Here is a 17504-nt window from a genome sequence, read left to right on the forward strand (position 1 = left end):
CCCGCCCCGCATCACCCTTTCACGACCGAATCCGCAGCGCCAAGCGGGCCGGGACGTCGCTCCTCGGTCAAAAGCACATTGGCCTCAAGATTGCCAACCCCCGGCAGGGTCATGATCCGCCGCCGAAGCACGCGCTCGAAATCCGCCAGGTCGCGTGCCACCACCCGCAGCCGATAGTCGAACAGGCCCAGCACATGCTGCACCACCTGCACTTCGGGAATGGCCGTGGCCGCGCGTTCGAAATCCTCCAGGCTGACCCGGCCCTTGGTGGCAAGTTTCACCCCCAGAAAGACCGTGACCCCAAAGCCCAGCTTCGACAGATCGACCACGATCCGCCGCCCCGCGATCACCCCTGCCTCTTCCAGCCGCCGCACCCGCCGCCAGGCGGCGGGCTGGCTCAGTCCAAGGCGCCGCCCCAGCTCGCCCGCCGAAAGCGTGCCATCGCCAGCCAGGGCGCGCAGCAGGCTGCGGTCCATATCGTCAAGGTCGATCATATCGGCAGCCCCCCGGCGTCCTTGATGGTCGAGACCAGCATCAAGGCCTCGACCTCGGCGATATGCGGCAAGGCCAGGATGCGGGCGCGGTACAGCTCGGTCCAATGGCCCATGTCGCGGGCGATGACGTTCAGCCGGGCATCGACACGGCCAAGGAAGGTCTCGATTCCGATCACTTCCGGTACGTCGCGCGCGGCGGCGATGAATTCGTCCAGCGCGCGCGGGTTCGACTTTTCCAGCGTGAAGCGCAACGAGACCTCGACCTCATAGCCCATCCGCCGCCAGTCGATCACCGCCGCTTCGGCCAGGATCACGCCGCCCGCCCGCAACTTCTCGATCCGCCGCCACAGGGTGGCCGGCGTTACCCCGGCGCGTTCAGCCAGATCGGCGCGCGGCAGGGATGGTTCCGCCAGCAAATGGCGCAGGATGCGGCGGTCGGCTTCATCAAGCTGCATGAATAATCCATCACAAGACAAATTCTTGCATGATCATTCGCAGAATACGCGAAAATCGTCAAATATTGCACGATCCGCGCGAAGGAAAATCCTATCCTGCCGGCAGATGAAGCAAGAGGAGACGCAAGATGCGCGTTTACTATGACCGCGACTGCGATGTGAACCTGATCAAGGACAAGAAAGTCGCCATTCTGGGCTACGGCTCGCAAGGCCATGCCCATGCGCTGAACCTGCGCGACTCGGGTGCCAAGAACCTTGTCGTGGCGCTGCGCGAAGGCTCGCCCTCGGCCAAGAAAGCCGAAGCCGAAGGCCTCAAGGTCATGGGCATCGCCGAAGCCGCCGCCTGGTGCGACCTGATCATGTTCACCATGCCCGACGAGCTTCAGGCCGCGACCTACAAGAAATACGTCCATGACAATCTGCGCGAAGGCGCGGCGATCGCCTTCGCCCATGGCCTGAACGTGCATTTCGGCCTGATCGAGCCGAAGCCCGGCGTCGATGTCATCATGATGGCGCCCAAGGGCCCCGGCCACACCGTGCGCGGCGAATACACCAAGGGCGGCGGCGTGCCCTGCCTGGTTGCGGTCCATCAGGATGCCTCGGGCAAGGCCATGGATATCGGCCTCAGCTATTGCTCGGCCATCGGCGGCGGCCGTTCGGGCATCATCGAGACCAACTTCCGCCAGGAATGCGAGACCGACCTCTTCGGCGAGCAGGCCGTGCTCTGCGGCGGCCTGGTCGAACTGATCCGCATGGGCTTTGAAACCCTGGTCGAAGCTGGCTACGAGCCGGAAATGGCCTATTTCGAATGCCTGCACGAGGTGAAGCTGATCGTGGACCTGATCTACGAAGGCGGCATCGCCAACATGAACTACTCGATCTCGAACACCGCCGAATATGGCGAATATGTCTCGGGCCCGCGCATCCTGCCCTATGACGAGACCAAGGCCCGGATGAAGGAAGTCCTCCGCGACATCCAGACCGGCAAGTTCGTGCGCGACTTCATGCAGGAAAACGCCGTCGGCCAGCCCTTCTTCAAGGCGACCCGCCGCATCAATGACGAACACCAGATTGAAAAGGTCGGTGAAAAGCTGCGCGCCATGATGCCCTGGATCTCCAAGGGCAAGATGGTCGACCGCGCGCGGAACTGATCACAACACACTGATTTTTTATAAAAATCTTAAAACCGAAAGGCCGAAGTGTACAGCTTCGGCCTTTTCCATCATGTCTTTCCGATGTAAAGAAACTGTTCTCTGAAAAGTTTCTAGCGCCGCAGCGTCTGATCCAGGTCCGCGGCCACCCAGGCCGGCCAGGTCTTGGTATCGGCGGGCCAGACCCAGCCCTTGCCGTCGACCCGCCAATAGGCATAGGCGCCCTGCCCGGCCTGATCCAGCCACAGCACGGCGAAATCGCTCTCACAGGTGAATTTCAGGCAGGCCTCGCCGCGATAGCCGCCAGCGACCAGGTCGCCCGACCCCAGCCCCTCGATCCTTTCGGCGAACTCCCCCCAAGCCGCGCCCAGCCCGGCCTGAAGCATGGCATAGACCGGGGCCAGCTTCAGCGCCTCGACCGGATGCGCCCTGGCCAGACCCGTCATCGCCTCCCAGCCCTGCCCGGCGTCGGGGGTAAAGGCTTCGGGCAGAGCCTCGGCAAAGCCGCCCATGGGCGTCCAGGTCCAGACCTCACCCGCAGCGCCGGGCAGCGCCTCGGAGGCAAAGACCAGCGCCGCCTCCTGCACCTGGCGTTCCATCCAGGCACAGCTGTCCAGCGGTCCGTCGAGCCGGGCCGGCCCGCCTTGCGGCAGGACCAGCACGAAAGGGGCCGCGTTGCAGGCATTGCCGCCCGATCCCGCAGTACCGGTCAGCACCGTTACCCCGGCCACCATCACCGGCACCTCGTCCAGAAGGATCAGCCCATCTTCGTGCAGCGCGACCCCGTCGACCTCAAGCCGCTGCGTGGCATCATCGGTCGCGATCAGCGCGATCTCATGGCCTGCCACCTCGTGCCAGGCGCTCAGATCCTCGGCCGATGCCGCGCCCGCCAGCACCATCGTCCCGATCAGCCCGCCCGCAATGCCGCGCATATCCGTTCCTTTCGCCGCCACAGACCGCATCCTGCGCCAGCGCGCGGCGCGCCGCCAGAGCGGAATACCTGCCCCGCCGCCTGCGCCAAAAAGTTAAGCGATCCTTAATCCACCAAGGGTAACACCTTGATTCTGCGTGCGGCGCGACCCCGTCCCACCGTGGGACATTCCCCGGCGCTCCCCGTCAGACGGCAGCCTCGACCGCACCGACGATCTCGTCCACCACGGTCTCTAGCAGGTGGGGATCCTCGCATTCGGCCATGACCCGGATCAGGGGTTCCGTGCCCGACTTGCGGATCAGGATGCGGCCCTTGCCCTCGATCCGGGCGGCATTGGCCTGGATCACTGCCTTGACGCTGTCCGTCTCGAGCGGGGCCTTGCCCTCGGCGAAGCGGACATTCTTGAGCATTTGCGGAACGGTCTCGAACTGGCGCACCAAGGCGCTGGCTTTGCGGCCCGTGCGCACCATCTCGGCCAGGAACTGAAGCGCGGCGATCAGCCCGTCCCCCGTCGTGGCATAATCGGTCATCACGATATGGCCCGACTGCTCGCCGCCCAGGTTCCAGCCGCCCTTGCGCATCGCCTCGACCACATAACGGTCGCCCACGGCAGTGCGTTCCAGCCGCAGCCCGCGCGCGGAGAGAAAGCGCTCCAGCCCGAGATTCGACATCACCGTCGCAACCAGCGTGCCGCCCTTGAGCCGCTCCTCCGCCGCCCAGCGAGCCGCGAAAAGCGCCATGATCTGATCGCCATCCGCGACCCGACCAGTCTCGTCCAGGATCATCACCCGGTCGGCATCGCCATCCAGCGCGATCCCGACATGTGCGCCATGGGCCACCACCGCCTCGGCGGCAGTCGTGACATGGGTCGAGCCGCAGTTCTGGTTGATATTCGTGCCATTGGGCGCCACGCCCACCGGGATCACCTCGGCCCCCAGCTCCCACAACACTTCGGGCGCCGCCTTGTAGGCCGCGCCATTGGCGCAATCGACCACGACCTTCAGCCCATCCAGCCGCAGCCCGGCCGGGAAGCTGGTCTTGACGAATTCCTGATAGCGCCCGCGCCCGTCCTCGATCCGCCTGGCCCGGCCGATCTGGCCCGCTTCGGCCAGGTTCGGATCGGCCTCGAGCAGCGCCTCGATCTCGGCCTCGGCGGCATCCGAGAGCTTGAACCCGTCGGGGCCGAAGAACTTGATGCCATTGTCCTCATGCGGGTTGTGGCTGGCCGAGATCATCACCCCGACATCGGCCCGCATCGACCGCGTGAGAAAGCCCACCGCCGGCGTCGGCACGGGGCCGACCAGCAGCACATTCATCCCGGTCGAGGTCAGCCCCGCCGTAAGGGCGTTTTCCAGCATATAGCCGGAGAGGCGCGTGTCCTTGCCGATCACCACCCGATGCGCCCCACCACCGTCGCGGCGGAAGAACTGGCCCGCCGCCGCGCCCAGACGCAGCGCCACTTCGGCCGTCATCGGGTAGGCGTTCGCCCGCCCCCGCACCCCATCGGTGCCGAACAGTTTGCGGCTCATGCCATATCTCCATTCACCGCCTGCCACAGTCGCAGGGCGCCCTGCGTCTCGGCCGCATCATGCACCCGTATCATCTGCACCCCCTGCCCCGCGCCCGCCAGCGCCACTGCAAGCGAACCGGGCATCCGCGCGGCGGGGTCCTCGACCCCCGAGATCGTGCCAATGAACCTCTTGCGGCTGGCCCCCAGCAGGATCGGGCAGCCCAGCCCATGGAACAGCGCGATCCCCCGGATCAGCGCAAGGTTATGCGCCACCGTCTTGCCAAAGCCGATGCCGGGATCAACTGCGATCCGCTGGCGCGGTATGCCCGCCGCCACCGCCGCCTCGACCCGTTCGGCCAGCCAGTCATAGACATCCAGCAGCACGTCCTCATAGCGCGGATCGGCCTGCATCACCTCGGGCGTGCCCTGATGATGCATCAGGATGACCGGCGCCTGGGCCTTGGCGGCAAGGGGCGCGAGTGCCGGATCATAGGTCAGCGCCGCCACGTCATTGACGATATCCGCCCCCGCCCGAAGCGCTGCATCCGCGACCGCCGCCTTGCGCGTATCGATCGAGATCGGCAGGTCCAGCCCGCCCGCGCGCAGCGCCCCGATCACCGGCGCAGTGCGGGCGACTTCTTCGGCTTCGTCGACCGGCGCAGCCCCGGGACGCGTGCTTTCGCCACCGATGTCGAGAATGTCGGAAAATGCCGCCAGCGCGCGGGCTTGGTCCAGCGCGGCCGCACTGTCGAGGAACCGGCCGCCATCCGAGAAACTGTCGGGCGTGACATTCAGGATGCCCATGATCCGGGGCCGGTCCATCGCCAGCCCGGCAAACGAGGCCCTTGGCGCAACAAGCGGTTCCAGCGCCGCCCCGGCCTCGGCCGCGGGCACAACTTCGGGCGCGCGGCCGCGTTCCAGACGCTCGACAGCGTTGAACCACAAGAGTCCGCCCGCGAGCGTCAGCGCGTCTTTCGGGCGCGCCGCGCCAGCCTGCACAAGGGGTCGCCAATAGATCATGTATTGGGGATGCCGCAAGCCACCAGCCTTGGCAAGGGTTTCGCGACGCCCTCGGCCTAAGCGCGCTCGACCGCCACGCGGCTTCCTGCCGGAAGTGCAACATCGCCGTGAACGACCAAAGCGCTTGCGGCCAGCTCTTCTGCCAGCCACAGCGCAAGCGCCACCGGATCACTGGTCTTCGGCCCATCCACCGCGTCCAGCACCAGCTTCGATGGCGCCCAGACAACCGAGCGGCCCCGGCGCATGGCCCAGTCGATCTCGGTCCGGCTGGCCACAACCACGCAACGCGGATCGCGCGCGGCAAGGCTCCAGGCATTTTGCTCGATCGCCAAAAGGTCGATGCGGCGCTGGGTCGGGCGATGTCCGGTCACCGGGCGCGGGAAATCGGGCAGTCCGACGCAGAAGATCACCGGCAGGCCGCGCGCCAGAAGCCGGTCGATCCGCGCCGCCAGATCGGGCGCAGCAATCGCGGCATTGTCGAAAACGGCCACCAGCGGATGCACCGCCTCATCGCCCGCCCGCAGCGGCACTTCGGCCCGCGCGCGGACGATTTCCACCCCCAGCGCGTAGGGGCCGACATCCAGCTTCTCGATCCGCACGAAAGCCCGCATGGCCTGCGGGGCGGCAAGAATGCGTTCGGCCACGCGTTCGGCCAGCGTTTCAAGGAGGTTCAGCCGCTCTGCGCCCAGCTCATCAGCGATGGCCTCGGTGATCCGGTCATAGCTCAGGATGCGGTCGACATCGTCATCCAGCGGTTCCGGCGCGGGCCGCACCTCGACAACGACGTTGAAACGCAGGCGCTGCTTGTGGCCGCGTTCCTTCTGGAACGCACCGATATCGGCTTCGACCACGTGGTCGCGCAGGCTGATGCGGTCGCGCGGGTTCGCGTCGGCCGAGGCCTCGGCCCGCTCTTCGGGATGGGCAAAGGCAAGGCTGATATCGCTGGTCATGGCCCCCTCCCGGGCAGGGTCTATCACCCGCGTCCTTACAGGATGGGGATACAGGCGTCCTGCCTCAAGGCGGCGTGGTGCGCAAGGGGCGCGACATTGCCGCACCCGCGCGGGGCCAGCCTCAGCTGCCTTTGGTCGAGACCGTGATGGTCGCCGGCATCGCGCCGGGCTGGCGATAGAAAAGATGCGCGCCGATCTGCGCCGTCATCGCAAAGCGCTTGGACCACGAAGGGCGGACGCCGGTGGTATGGAAATGGGTCGCGCCTTCCGTCAGCTTGCGCGGCGCGCCGTTCAGCATCACCCAGGCGATACGTTGCGCCAGCGCCCGCGCACCCGGCTCGCGCATCTGGTCGGAATAGCCGTCGCAGATATAGCTGAACTGACAGCCCTGCTTGACCACGCCGCAGACGGATTTGGGATAAAGCGGGCTGTCGACCCGGTTCAGGATCACTTCGGCCACGGCAAACTGGCCCTTCAGCGTCTCGCCGCGCGATTCAAAGTAGATAGCCTGGCTCAGACATTGCCACTGGGCATCGCCCTCGGGCGCGGGCAGCGACATCAGCCAGGCGGCCGAATACTGCACTTCGGGAACCATGCCCGGTTTGATCTTCTTCAGCGGCGCCTTGGGCACCAGCGTCGCATTGGCCGGGATGATCTTTTCGGGGCCGCTTGCAATGGCCCCCAGCTTGTCGGCCGTCATCCCGCCAAGGCGCGATTTCTCGGCCCCAAGCAGCAGGCCCATCTGGTCGGCGATCAGTGCCTTGGGATCGTTGGCGGTGCTTTTGGTGACTTCTGCACTTGCCGCATGAGTCAGGCCAAGGGCGATCGTCAGCCCCAGAGCCAGGCTTGTGTTCAGGCGCGTCATTTTCCTAATCCGGTCCGTTACCCCCAGACACGACGGTTTCCCGCCGCGCAACAAGCGGTGGGGTTACGCCCGGTCAAAGGCCCCGGTCCAGTCGCGTGGCAAAATGGACACAGAAATTCCGCATTTCTCGGCGGAATTTCGCCGAAATCTTAACGTTTCTTATTAAGAAACAGTTACAACCACATGATATTGTGGTTGAAATTTAGTTCTCCACAGGGTGCTTTAGCGCCAGGTGGGCCGCCGCAAGCCGCGCCATCGGCACCCGATAGGGGCTGCAAGACACATAGTCAAAGCCCGCCATGCGACAAAATGCGATTGATTCGGGGTTGCCTCCATGCTCGCCGCAGACGCTCAGGGTCAGATCGGGCCGGGTCTGGCGCCCCCGTTCCGCCCCAATCAGCAACAGTTCGCCCACCCCGTCGACATCCAGCGTGTGGAAGGGATCCTCCGGGAAGACCCCCTGCTGGACATAGGTGTTCATGAACCGCCCGGCATCGTCGCGCGACAGGCCGTAGGTCATCTGCGTCAGGTCATTGGTGCCGAAGGACAGGAAGGCCGCGTGCTGGGCAATCTCGCCCGAGCGCAGCGCCGCGCGTGGCGTTTCGACCATGACGCCCAGCTTGTAGTCGAATGTCGCCTTGGCCCGGGTGCGCACCATGGCAGCCACGGAATCGATCCGCCCCTTCACCAGCTCCACCTCGCGCCGGGCCGAGACCAGCGGGATCATCACCTCGGGAACGACCGGCGCGCCGCGCCGCGCGCTCTCGAGCGTGGCTTCAAAGATCGCCTGGGCCTGCATGTCGTAGATCTCGGGCAGCACCACCCCCAGCCGCACGCCCCGCATCCCCAGCATCGGGTTCACCTCGCGCAGCGCCTCTGCCCGGCGGGTCACTTCCGACAGCGGCCGGTCCAGCGCCTCGGCCAGTTCGCGCAATCCCTCGCGGCCCGAGGGCAAGAATTCGTGCAAGGGCGGATCGAACAGGCGGATGCAGACCGGCATTCCCTGCATGATCTCGAAAAGCTGAACAAAATCCGCGCGTTGCATCGGCAAAAGCCGGGCAAGCGCCGCCGCCCGGTCGCCCGGGCTGTCGGCAAAGATCATCTCGCGCATCACCACAAGCCGGTCTTCGTCGAAGAACATATGCTCGGTGCGGCACAGACCAATGCCCTGCGCCTCGAACCGCCGCGCCGTCGCCGCATCGGCGGGCGTGTCGGCATTGGCCCGGATGCCGATGTCGCGGAACTGGTCGGCCCAGCTCAGAAGCAGCCGGAACGAATCGTCGAGCGCCGGCGGCAACATCTCCGCCGTCCCGGCCAGCGCCTCGCCTTTCGAGCCGTCGATGGTGATCTGATCGCCCTCACGGAACAGGCGGCCGTCCGGCGCGGTCAGTTTCTTCTCGCGCGCATCCAGCCGCAATTCGCTGGCCCCGACCACACAGGGCAGGCCCAGCCCGCGCGCGATCACTGCGGCATGGCTGGTCACGCCACCGCGCTCGGTCAGGACCGCGACCGAGGAATGCATGCCGCGAATGTCCTCGGGCGCCGTTTCGCGCCGGACCAGAATGCAGGGTTCGCCCCGCGCCGCGCTGGCCTGCGCCGCTTCGGCGCTGAAGACCAGCCGCCCGGTCGCCGCGCCGGGCGAGGCCGCGATGCCGCGGGCAAAGACATCGCGCGGCCCGCGCGGATCGACCTGATGGTGCAAAAGCTCGGACAAAGCCCGCGGCTCGACCCGCAAGACCGCCTCTTCCTTCTCGATCACGCCGTCTTCGGCCAGCGCCACCGCGATATGCAGCCCCGCCCGGGCCGAGCGCTGCACCTTTACCGCATCCAGAACCGCCAGCCGGCTGTCCTCGATGGTGAATTCGATCTGCATTTCCTCGCGCAGCTTGACCCGGCAGACCGCGCCAAAGCGCGCCAGTTCGGCGATCGCCTCGGGTGCCACATCCTCAAGCGACGGCCCGCGCTTGTCACGGGTCAGATACAGAGCCGCCTGATCGGCCAGCGCATCGCGGCCCTGGCTTTGGCCCAGGTAACGCCCGGTGATGCGCGGCAGGCCGGTCACGCCATCGACGAACTGGATCACGCCCGAGCCGGAAATCCCCTGCCCGATGCCCTGCGCCATCTCCTGCACCACCAGCCCCAGGGGCGCATCTTCCGGCGCCCCCTTGGCCTGCCGCAACAGCCGCGCCGAGGTACCTTCCCAGGCGCGGGCCATGCTGCGCAACACTTCCGACAGCTGCTTGGCGGGGTCCTGCGGGAAGGGATCGTCGGTTTCCAACTCGTAAAGCCGCAGGACCTCGGCCAGCGCCCCCGCGCCAGGCTTTACATCCTCGAACATATCCGGGTCGAGACGCGCGACATGTATCGCGTATGCCTGCACAAATCGAACATAAAGCGCATCTGCTGCCGCCTCGCCATGCGTCTCGCACAGCCGGGCGTGGCGCTTCTGGTTCAGGCCGATGTTCAGGATCGTCGCGGGCCCACCCCAATCGGGATTGGCGGGCGAGGGGCGTACGGAGATCAGCGGCCCGTCACCGAAATGGTCAAGGATACCGGCCGTGTCCAGCGTGTGGCCCGTGGCCAACGCCCGCACCGTGCCCGAGGGCAGCGCGACCGATTTCGGCACGGGCAGATCCAGCCGGATCAGCCGCTGCAGGCATTTGGCCCGCCAGCCATGATCGTCCGACGCGATCCTTGCGGTCGGCGTGATCTCGGAAAACTGGAGAATCGGGTCGTGTTTCTGCACCGCAGCACCTTTCGCGCAGGCAGAATACGCCGGTAATCCTGTCACGCAAGCGCAACATTTCGGCGCGATTCAGCCCTCGATGCGCGAAAGATCAGCAACACCGCCGCAGATCGCCCGGATGCGGTGCAGAAGGTTAAGCCGATTGCGCCGCACCACAGCATTGTCGCTGTTGACCTGAACCGCCGTGAAGAAGGCATCGACCGGCCCGCGCAGCGCCGCCATGGCCGCCATCGCCGCCGGGAAATCTTCCGATGCCATCGCGGGGGCGATCTTGGCTTCAGCCAGATCGAGTGCGGCAAACAGCGCCGCCTCCTCGGGGCCTTCGGCGAATTTCGGATCGGCACCGAAGCTGTATTCCACCCCGTCCTTCTTCTCCTCGGCCGTGAGGATGTTGTTTGCCCGCTTGAAGCCCTGGATCAGATTGGCGCCGTCTTCGGTCTTCAGCACGTCCGACAGCGCGGTGGCGCGCTTGACCAGCAGGGTCAGGTCGTCATTGCCGGGCATGGCGAGACAGGCGTCGATGACGTCATGCCGGATGCCCTGGTCGCGAAGGTAGACTTTCAGGCGGTCGTGGAAGAAGGCGAGGAGGTCAAGCTCTCTTGGATAGTGTTTTTCACGGACAGCGCGTATCTCTGCCTGATCCGCCTGCCGAACAAACATGGCCTCGGATTGATCGGGGCTCAGGGGCGGCAGATGCTTTGCAAAATATGCCTCTGGATCGACACGCATATTGGCAATTTCGTTTGAAATTTCGTTGCGATGGGTATGGCGAAAGAAGGCAGGCGCAAGCTCATGGAACAGTTCTGCTCTCACCTCATTCCCCAGCACCAGCCGGATCACCCCCAAGGCCGCCCGCCGCAAGGCAAACGGGTCCTTGCTCCCCGTGGGCTTCTCGTCAATCGCCCAGAAGCCGGTCAGCGTGTCCAGCTTGTCGGCCAGCGCCACCGCCACCGAAACCGGCTCGCTCGGCACGGAATCGCCCTCGCCCTTCGGACGCCAATGGTCGCGCGCCGCATCGGCCACGGCCTCCGGCAGACCGGCCGCCTGCGCGTAATACCGGCCCATCACGCCCTGCAATTCGGGGAATTCGCCCACCATCGCAGACCGCAGGTCCAGCTTCGCCACTTCCGCCGCCTTTGCGGCCTGATCCGGGTCCGCCCCGACCAAGGGCGCGATCTCGCGCGCGAGGGCCGCGATCCGCGCGATGCGGTCGGCCTGCGAGCCCAGCTTGTTGTGGAAGGTGACGGATTTCAGGCCCTCGGCCCAGTCCGCCATGCCCGCCTTGGCGACGCGCAGGTCGTTGTCCCAGAAGAACCGGGCATCCGACAACCGCGCCGACAGGACCTTCAGATTGCCCTTCAGGATCGTCGCGCCAGCATCCGGCGTCTCGATATTCGCCACCGTCAGGAAGCCCTCGATCCGGCCGGTCTTGGGGTTCCGGGCCGAGAAGAATTTCTGATGTTCCTTCATGCTGGTCTGCAGCACTTCGGGCGGCAGGGCCAGGAAGGCCTCGGGGATGCGGCCCAGAAGCGGCACCGGCCATTCGACCAGACCGGCGATTTCGGTCAAGAGGCCCTTGTCCTCGACCACTTCCAGCCCGGCGGCGAAGGCCAGGTTCTGCGCGCCCTGCCAGATATGCGCCTCGCGCTCGGCCGGATCGAGCATGACCTTCGCCTTCCGCAACTTGGCGGCGTAGTCGTCAAAGGAGGTGACGGTGAACCGCCCGATCCCCATGAAACGGTGGCCTTCGGTCGTATTGCCCGAGGAAATCCCCTCGACCGTCAGCGGCACGACCTGCGCGCCCGCTTCGTCCTGCAGGATACACAGGATCGAATGCAGCGGGCGCACCCAGCGCAAGCTGCCCGAGCCCCAGCGCATCGCCTTGGGCCAGGGAAAGTTGCGGATCGCCCCTTCCAACACTTCGGCCACAATTTCGGGCGCGCGGCGGCCCGGCTTTTCCATCACGGCGAAATAGACCTCGCCTTTCTTGTCGGCGCGCTTTTCCAGCTGCTCCAGCGTCAGGCCCGTGGACCGCAGAAATCCCTCAATGGCCGCCGCAGGCGCCGAGGTGTTCGGCCCCTTGCGCTCCTCGCGCACCGGGCGCGATTCCGCCGTCAGCCCCTCGACCGCCAGCACCAGCCGGCGCGGCGTCGAAAATGCCCCGGCGCCCGCATAGGTCAGCCCGGCCTCGACCAGACCGTCGGTGATCAGTTTCTTCAGCGCGTCGCGCGCAGCCCCCTGCATCCTGGCCGGGATTTCCTCGGAGAACAGCTCGATCAAAAGATCCGGCATCGCGTCAGTCCTTCAACTCGTCGTTCAACTGGTGCCAGGCATAGGCCCGCCCGTCACCCATCACCGCCACCACCCGGTCGACGCCGGGGTGGATGTCATGTTCCGACAGGAAGGCGATGGCCTCGCCCTTCTCCAGCGCCGCGCCGACCGCGGCGGCATCATAGCAGTCGAACCAGCCCGGCCCGTTGGTGGGCGTCGGGTTGTCGTAGATCTCATAGGTCTCGCTCAGCGTCGCCTGGGTCAGCGGCGTGGTGAAGCAGGCCCGGAACCGCAAGGGAGAGCTGTCGGCATCGATCCCCTGCACATCGTCGGCCACGATGGCCTCGGGCGGACCGCCGGTCACCGGAGTCAGGCGGATTTCCTCGCCTGGGGTGAAGGCGACCTGCTGATAGAACGCGTATTCCTGAAGATACCAGACCGCAGCCCCGGCCAGAACGCCCGTCAGCACGATGAACCCCGCAACCAGCTTGCCATTCACGCCGCGACCTCTGCATCCCGGCCGGCTTCCGTGTCGCGGAAGGCATCGGCGCATTTCTTCGCCAGCGTGCGGACCCGGCCGATATAGGCCTGGCGCTCGGTGACCGAGATCACGCCGCGCGCGTCGAGCAGGTTGAACAGATGCGAGGCCTTGATGCACTGGTCATAGGCCGGATGCGCCATGACGATGCGCTTGCCGGTCTTGGCATCCTCGGCCGGGAAGTCCAGCAGGCGCTGGCATTCGGCCTCGGCATCCTCGAAATGGCGAAACAGCATCTCGACCGTGGCGCCGTCGAAATTATGGCGGCTGTATTCCTCCTCCGTCTGGCGGAAGATGTCGCCATAGGTCAGCGCAATCGGCGCCTGCGGATCGTTGAAGGGCATGTCCATCACGTGATCGACGCCCATCACATACATGGCCAGCCGTTCCAGCCCATAGGTCAGCTCGCCCGAGACGGGGCGGCAGTCATGCCCCCCGACTTGCTGGAAATAGGTGAACTGGGACACTTCCATCCCGTCGCACCAGACCTCCCAGCCCAGACCCCAGGCGCCCAGCGTCGGGCTTTCCCAGTCATCCTCGACGAAGCGGATATCATGGACCGACAGGTCGATGCCGATGGCCTCAAGCGATCCCAGATACAGCGCCTGCAAATCGGGCGGCGAGGGTTTGATGATCACCTGATATTGATAATAGTGCTGAAGCCGGTTCGGGTTCTCGCCATAGCGACCATCGGTCGGGCGGCGCGAGGGCTGCACATAGGCCGCAGCCCAGGGCTTGGTGCCCAGCGAACGCAGGGTGGTTGCCGGGTGGAAGGTGCCCGCGCCAACCTCCATGTCATAAGGCTGAAGCACGGCACAGCCGCGCGCGGCCCAATAGGCCTGAAGCCGCAGGATGATCTCCTGGAAGGACTTGGGCGGAGTGGCGCGCTCGGTCATGCTTGGCCCTTTCGGTGTCGCGCGCCCGTCCTATCCGCCCCACCCTGCGGGGTCAATTGCCGCCCGAAAGCGCAGGCAGGGCTGCAACACCGCCCCGATGCCGCCTGGCCCGGGCCTTGCCCTTCTTCCACCCTTGGCTAAAGGTGGCGCGCCAGTGACCGGCCGGGCCTTTCCGGCCCAAAGGATCAGATCCGCGCATGATGCCCGCCTTCCTTCGCCATCCCGCCGCCCTCTTTATGCTCCTTGCCGCGCTTTTGAGCTTTGCCGTGCCGGCGGCCCGCGCCCAGGATCAGGTCTGGGTCCAGATCGAGGCCCAGCCGACGCTGGACGAGGCGACCGATCGCGCCCGCGCCTATGCCGCGATCTTCCCCGAGACCCAGGGCTTCCGTCTGCGCTCGGGCTGGTATGCGATCGTTCTGGGTCCCTATGGCGTGGCCGAGGGCGCGGCGCAACTGGCCGGGCTCAAGGGAGAGAACCTGATCCCCGGTGACAGTTTCATTGCCGATGGCGCGAATTTCCGCGACCCGTTCTGGCCCGCGAGCGGAGAAGACGCCCTGACCCCGCCCGCGCCGCCCGCCGAAGTGACGGCAGAACCCCTGCCGGATGCGACGGCTCCCGAGGCGACAGCGCCCGAAGCCACTGTCGAAACGGCCCCCGCCCCAGTCGAAGACCCCGAGGAAACCGTCCAGGAGGCCCGTCAGTCCGAGGCCCTGATGACCGAGGACGAACGCAAGGCATTGCAGGTCGCACTGCAATGGTTCGGCTTCTATGCGGGCGGCATCGACGGCGCCTATGGTCCCGGCACCCGCAAATCCATGGCCGCCTGGCAGGAGGCGATGGGGCTGGAGCCGACCGGCGTTCTGACCGCGCGCCAGCGCGCAACACTGGTGGCCAGCCATCAGGCCGAGATTGCCGAATACGGATTTGCCACGGTCAATGAACAGGAATCCGGCATCGAGGCCAATCTGCCGCTCAATCTGGTCGAGTTCGACCGCTACGAGCCGCCCTTCGTGCATTTCAAGCCCAAGAACGGCTCGGACCTGTCCATCGTCCTGATCTCGCAACCCGGCGATATCGGCGCCTTCTACGGGCTGTATGACATCCTGCAATCGCTGGAAGACATGCCCGAGACCGGCGAACGCACCCGCAGCGACAAGGAATTCCGCATTCACGGCACATCGGCCAGCCATGACAGCCGCGCCTATGCCCGCTTCGAGGGTGGCTTCATCAAGGGCTGGATGGTGTTGTCAAAGCCCGAGAATGCCGAACGCGACGCGCGGCTGATCCAGGTGCTCGAGCAAAGCTTCCGCCCCGTCGGCTCGACCGCGCTCGACCCCGGCCTGGTGCCGCTGGATGACGCGGCGCGGCGGGGGCTTCTGGCGGGTCTTGAGGTACGCAAGCCGCGCTACAGCCGCTCGGGCTTTTACATCTCGGCACAGGGGGCCGTGCTCACGACCGCCGATGCGGTGGCGCAATGCGGCCGCGTGACCATCGACCGCGAGACAGAGGCGAGCGTGACCCTGACCGATGCCGCGACGGGTCTGGCCGTGCTGACCCCCGTGGTGGCGCTGGCCCCGCCCGGCGTGGCCAAGTTCCAGATCGCGCCCGACCGGATCGGGGCAGAAATTGCCGTGGCGGGCTATTCCTACGAAGACCGCCTGCCTGCCCCGGTCCTGACTTGGGGCACGCTTGAGGATCTGACAGGCCTGAATGGCGAAGCGGGCGTCAAAAGGCTGTCCTTGACGGTCCTGCCCGGCGATGCCGGCGGCCCGGTGATCGACGCGACGGGCGCAGTGCTGGGGATGCTGCTCCCACAAGAGGCACGCCAGGGCGCGCAGCAATTGCCCGAAGGCGTCACCTTCGCCGCCGCCGCCGCTTCGGTGCAATCGGTGCTTGCGACCCAGGGCATTCAGCTTGTCACGGCCGAAAGCCAGGGCGCGCTGCCGCCCGAGGACCTGACCCGTATCGCCACCGCCATGACGGTACTGGTCTCCTGCTGGGACTGACCGCGCGCATCAGGCCCCTGCGCGCCCATCCGCGGCGCGTGCCAGGCGAGCAGCGCCGGAAGCGCCTGACCATGCGAAGCTCTGTCAGCAACGCGAGAACGCGGATGGCAAGACACTGCAATTTAAAGGGAACCTCTGCCCCACCGGAGGGCGGCGCCTTCAGCGCCGCCAGAATGACGGCAGGATCAGCACCAGAATGGCCAGAAGTCCCAGCCGCCCCAGAATCATCGCCAGGGTCATGATCAGGATCGCGCCTTCGGGAAAGTCGATGAAAGTCCCGGTCCGGGTCAGAAGCGGACCAAAGCCATAGCCCACATTGCCAAGCGAGGTCCAAACCCCGAAGAGGGCCGATTCCCGGTCGACCCCCAGCAAAGTCATCGCGACCGACAAGACGCCCAGGATCAGGATGAAGCTGGTGATGAACATGATCAGGGCGTGGACCACGTCTTCCTCGACCGTGCGGCCCTCGTATTTCACCGGGTCCACTGCGGACGGTCGGGCGATCTGACGGATCTGCCGGCGCAGCACCGCCATCGCCACCTGAACGCGGAAAACCGACAGGCCTGCGGCACTCGACCCCGAACAGGCGCCAATCACGCCCAGGCAGAAGGCCACGACCAGCATCAACCCGCCCCAGCCGCTGAAACTCCCGGCAGCGAAGCCGGTCGAGGACATGATCGAGGTCAGGTTGAAAAGGCTTTCGCGGAAGGCGATCTCCCAGCCGGTCCCCGCCGTCAGCACGCGCCAGACCGCGACGATCACCACAGCCGACATCAGCCAGCGGAAATAGGCGCGGATCTGACTGTCACGCCACAGGGGCAGCGGCGCGCCATTGATCAACTGGACGTAGCGGATATAGGGCAGGCTCGACAGGAACATGAACAGCGCCCCGGCGTAGTGGATCGGCGGGGCATAGGGCGTGAACGAGGAATCGTTGGTCGAAAAGCCTCCCGTCGAGACCGTGGTGAAGCCATGGATCACCGCTTCGGCCGTCGGCATCCCCAGCCCCGCATAGGCGCTGATGGCGATCACAGTCAGCGCGACATAGACGACCAGCAATTGCTTGGCGATGTCGGTGGCGCGTGGCAGGGCCTTGCCGAACGTATCGAACCCCTCGGTGCGGAAGAACTGCATTCCGCCCACGCGCATCAGTGGCAGAAAGATCATCGCGATGAAGGCGATGCCGAGCCCGCCCAGCCAGTTCAGCATCCCGCGCCACAGGTTCATGCCCAGCGGATGTTCGGAAAGCCCGGTGATGACCGAGGATCCGGTGGTTGTGATGCCCGAGACGCCTTCGAAATAAGCATAGATCGGTGGCAGGCCCGGCGCGCCCAGCCAGAAGGGCAAGGAGCCGAAGGCTGGCACCAGAAACCAGATCGCGGCGGTCAGGATATAGGCCTGGCGCACATCCAGCGCGGCCCCCAGCCCATTCGCCGTGGCCAGAGACAACGCCACCCCCACAACCCCCGTGATCACAGCGCATTGGGCAAAGGCAAAGCCATTCGCATCGCCCGCCCGCCAGTCCACGATGGCCGGCGCGACCATGAGGATGGCAAGGACGATCAGGATACGTCCGATCACATAGGCCACGGGGCGCGGGTCGATCATAGGGCGCAGCAATAGGGCCGATCCCGCAGCCCGTCAAACTACCGCACCTGCGGCGCTGCCGAC

The 17504-nt window shown here is 66.0% G+C and carries 14 protein-coding genes; 2 read left to right on the forward strand and 12 right to left on the reverse strand.

Features of this window, described 5'->3' with window-relative positions; translation table 11 throughout:
- Window positions 1-11 precede the first annotated feature (11 nt).
- Window positions 12-494, reverse strand: coding sequence for an Lrp/AsnC family transcriptional regulator (locus tag ACED67_RS16185; RefSeq protein ID WP_395542752.1), 483 nt, complete (start codon window positions 492-494; stop codon window positions 12-14).
- Window positions 491-949: an Lrp/AsnC family transcriptional regulator gene (locus tag ACED67_RS16190; RefSeq protein WP_395542753.1), complete on the reverse strand. Its 459-nt coding sequence runs from the start codon at window positions 947-949 to the stop codon at window positions 491-493. The genes ACED67_RS16185 and ACED67_RS16190 overlap by 4 nt, the downstream gene beginning before the upstream one ends.
- A gap of 128 nt (window positions 950-1077) precedes the next feature.
- Here ACED67_RS16190 and ilvC point away from each other — a divergent pair, with 128 nt between their 5' ends.
- A complete protein-coding gene (gene ilvC, locus ACED67_RS16195) occupies window positions 1078-2100 on the forward strand; it encodes a ketol-acid reductoisomerase (RefSeq protein ID WP_395542754.1) in 1023 nt (340 codons plus the stop codon).
- A gap of 113 nt (window positions 2101-2213) precedes the next feature.
- On the opposite strand, the gene ACED67_RS16200 is transcribed toward ilvC, so the two are convergent.
- The 9 genes from ACED67_RS16200 to ACED67_RS16240 form a co-directional block, all read right to left on the reverse strand.
- The gene (locus ACED67_RS16200) at window positions 2214-3032 is read right to left on the reverse strand and encodes an Ivy family c-type lysozyme inhibitor (RefSeq protein WP_395542755.1); all 819 of its coding nucleotides are present in this window, start codon (window positions 3030-3032) and stop codon (window positions 2214-2216) included.
- A 184-nt stretch (window positions 3033-3216) separates the two neighbouring features.
- Complete coding sequence (glmM, locus tag ACED67_RS16205; protein WP_395542756.1) at window positions 3217-4560, reverse strand: phosphoglucosamine mutase; 1344 nt, start codon at window positions 4558-4560, stop codon at window positions 3217-3219.
- A complete protein-coding gene (folP, locus tag ACED67_RS16210; protein ID WP_395542928.1) occupies window positions 4557-5561 on the reverse strand; it encodes a dihydropteroate synthase in 1005 nt (334 codons plus the stop codon). The genes glmM and folP overlap by 4 nt, the downstream gene beginning before the upstream one ends.
- Window positions 5562-5617: 56 nt before the next feature.
- Window positions 5618-6511 carry a dihydroneopterin aldolase gene (locus ACED67_RS16215; protein ID WP_395542757.1) on the reverse strand — a complete coding sequence of 298 codons (894 nt, stop codon included), beginning with the start codon at window positions 6509-6511 and terminating at the stop codon, window positions 5618-5620.
- 121 nt (window positions 6512-6632) lie between these two features.
- Window positions 6633-7376: a cell wall hydrolase gene (locus tag ACED67_RS16220; protein ID WP_395542758.1), complete on the reverse strand. Its 744-nt coding sequence runs from the start codon at window positions 7374-7376 to the stop codon at window positions 6633-6635.
- Window positions 7377-7578: 202 nt separating this feature from the next.
- Window positions 7579-10122: a putative PEP-binding protein gene (locus tag ACED67_RS16225; protein WP_395542759.1), complete on the reverse strand. Its 2544-nt coding sequence runs from the start codon at window positions 10120-10122 to the stop codon at window positions 7579-7581.
- Between the two features lie 69 nt (window positions 10123-10191).
- Window positions 10192-12414: a glycine--tRNA ligase subunit beta gene (glyS, locus tag ACED67_RS16230; protein WP_395542760.1), complete on the reverse strand. Its 2223-nt coding sequence runs from the start codon at window positions 12412-12414 to the stop codon at window positions 10192-10194.
- A 4-nt stretch (window positions 12415-12418) separates the two neighbouring features.
- Window positions 12419-12892 carry a DUF6446 family protein gene (locus tag ACED67_RS16235; RefSeq protein WP_395542761.1) on the reverse strand — a complete coding sequence of 158 codons (474 nt, stop codon included), beginning with the start codon at window positions 12890-12892 and terminating at the stop codon, window positions 12419-12421.
- Entirely contained in the window at window positions 12889-13827 is a 939-nt protein-coding gene (locus tag ACED67_RS16240; RefSeq protein WP_395542762.1) for a glycine--tRNA ligase subunit alpha, read from the reverse strand. The genes ACED67_RS16235 and ACED67_RS16240 overlap by 4 nt, the downstream gene beginning before the upstream one ends.
- Window positions 13828-14027: 200 nt before the next feature.
- Between ACED67_RS16240 and ACED67_RS16245 the strand changes: the two genes are divergently transcribed.
- Window positions 14028-15833 carry a serine protease gene (locus ACED67_RS16245; RefSeq protein ID WP_395542763.1) on the forward strand — a complete coding sequence of 602 codons (1806 nt, stop codon included), beginning with the start codon at window positions 14028-14030 and terminating at the stop codon, window positions 15831-15833.
- 159 nt (window positions 15834-15992) lie between these two features.
- Here the strand turns inward: ACED67_RS16245 and ACED67_RS16250 are convergent, their stop codons facing one another.
- On the reverse strand, window positions 15993-17441 hold the full coding sequence (locus tag ACED67_RS16250) for a TrkH family potassium uptake protein (protein WP_395542764.1): 1449 nt from the start codon (window positions 17439-17441) through the stop codon (window positions 15993-15995).
- Between the last annotated feature and the right edge of the window lie 63 nt (window positions 17442-17504).

This window comes from Neotabrizicola paludis (genome assembly GCF_044142105.1).
Lineage (GTDB): Bacteria > Pseudomonadota > Alphaproteobacteria > Rhodobacterales > Rhodobacteraceae > Pseudogemmobacter.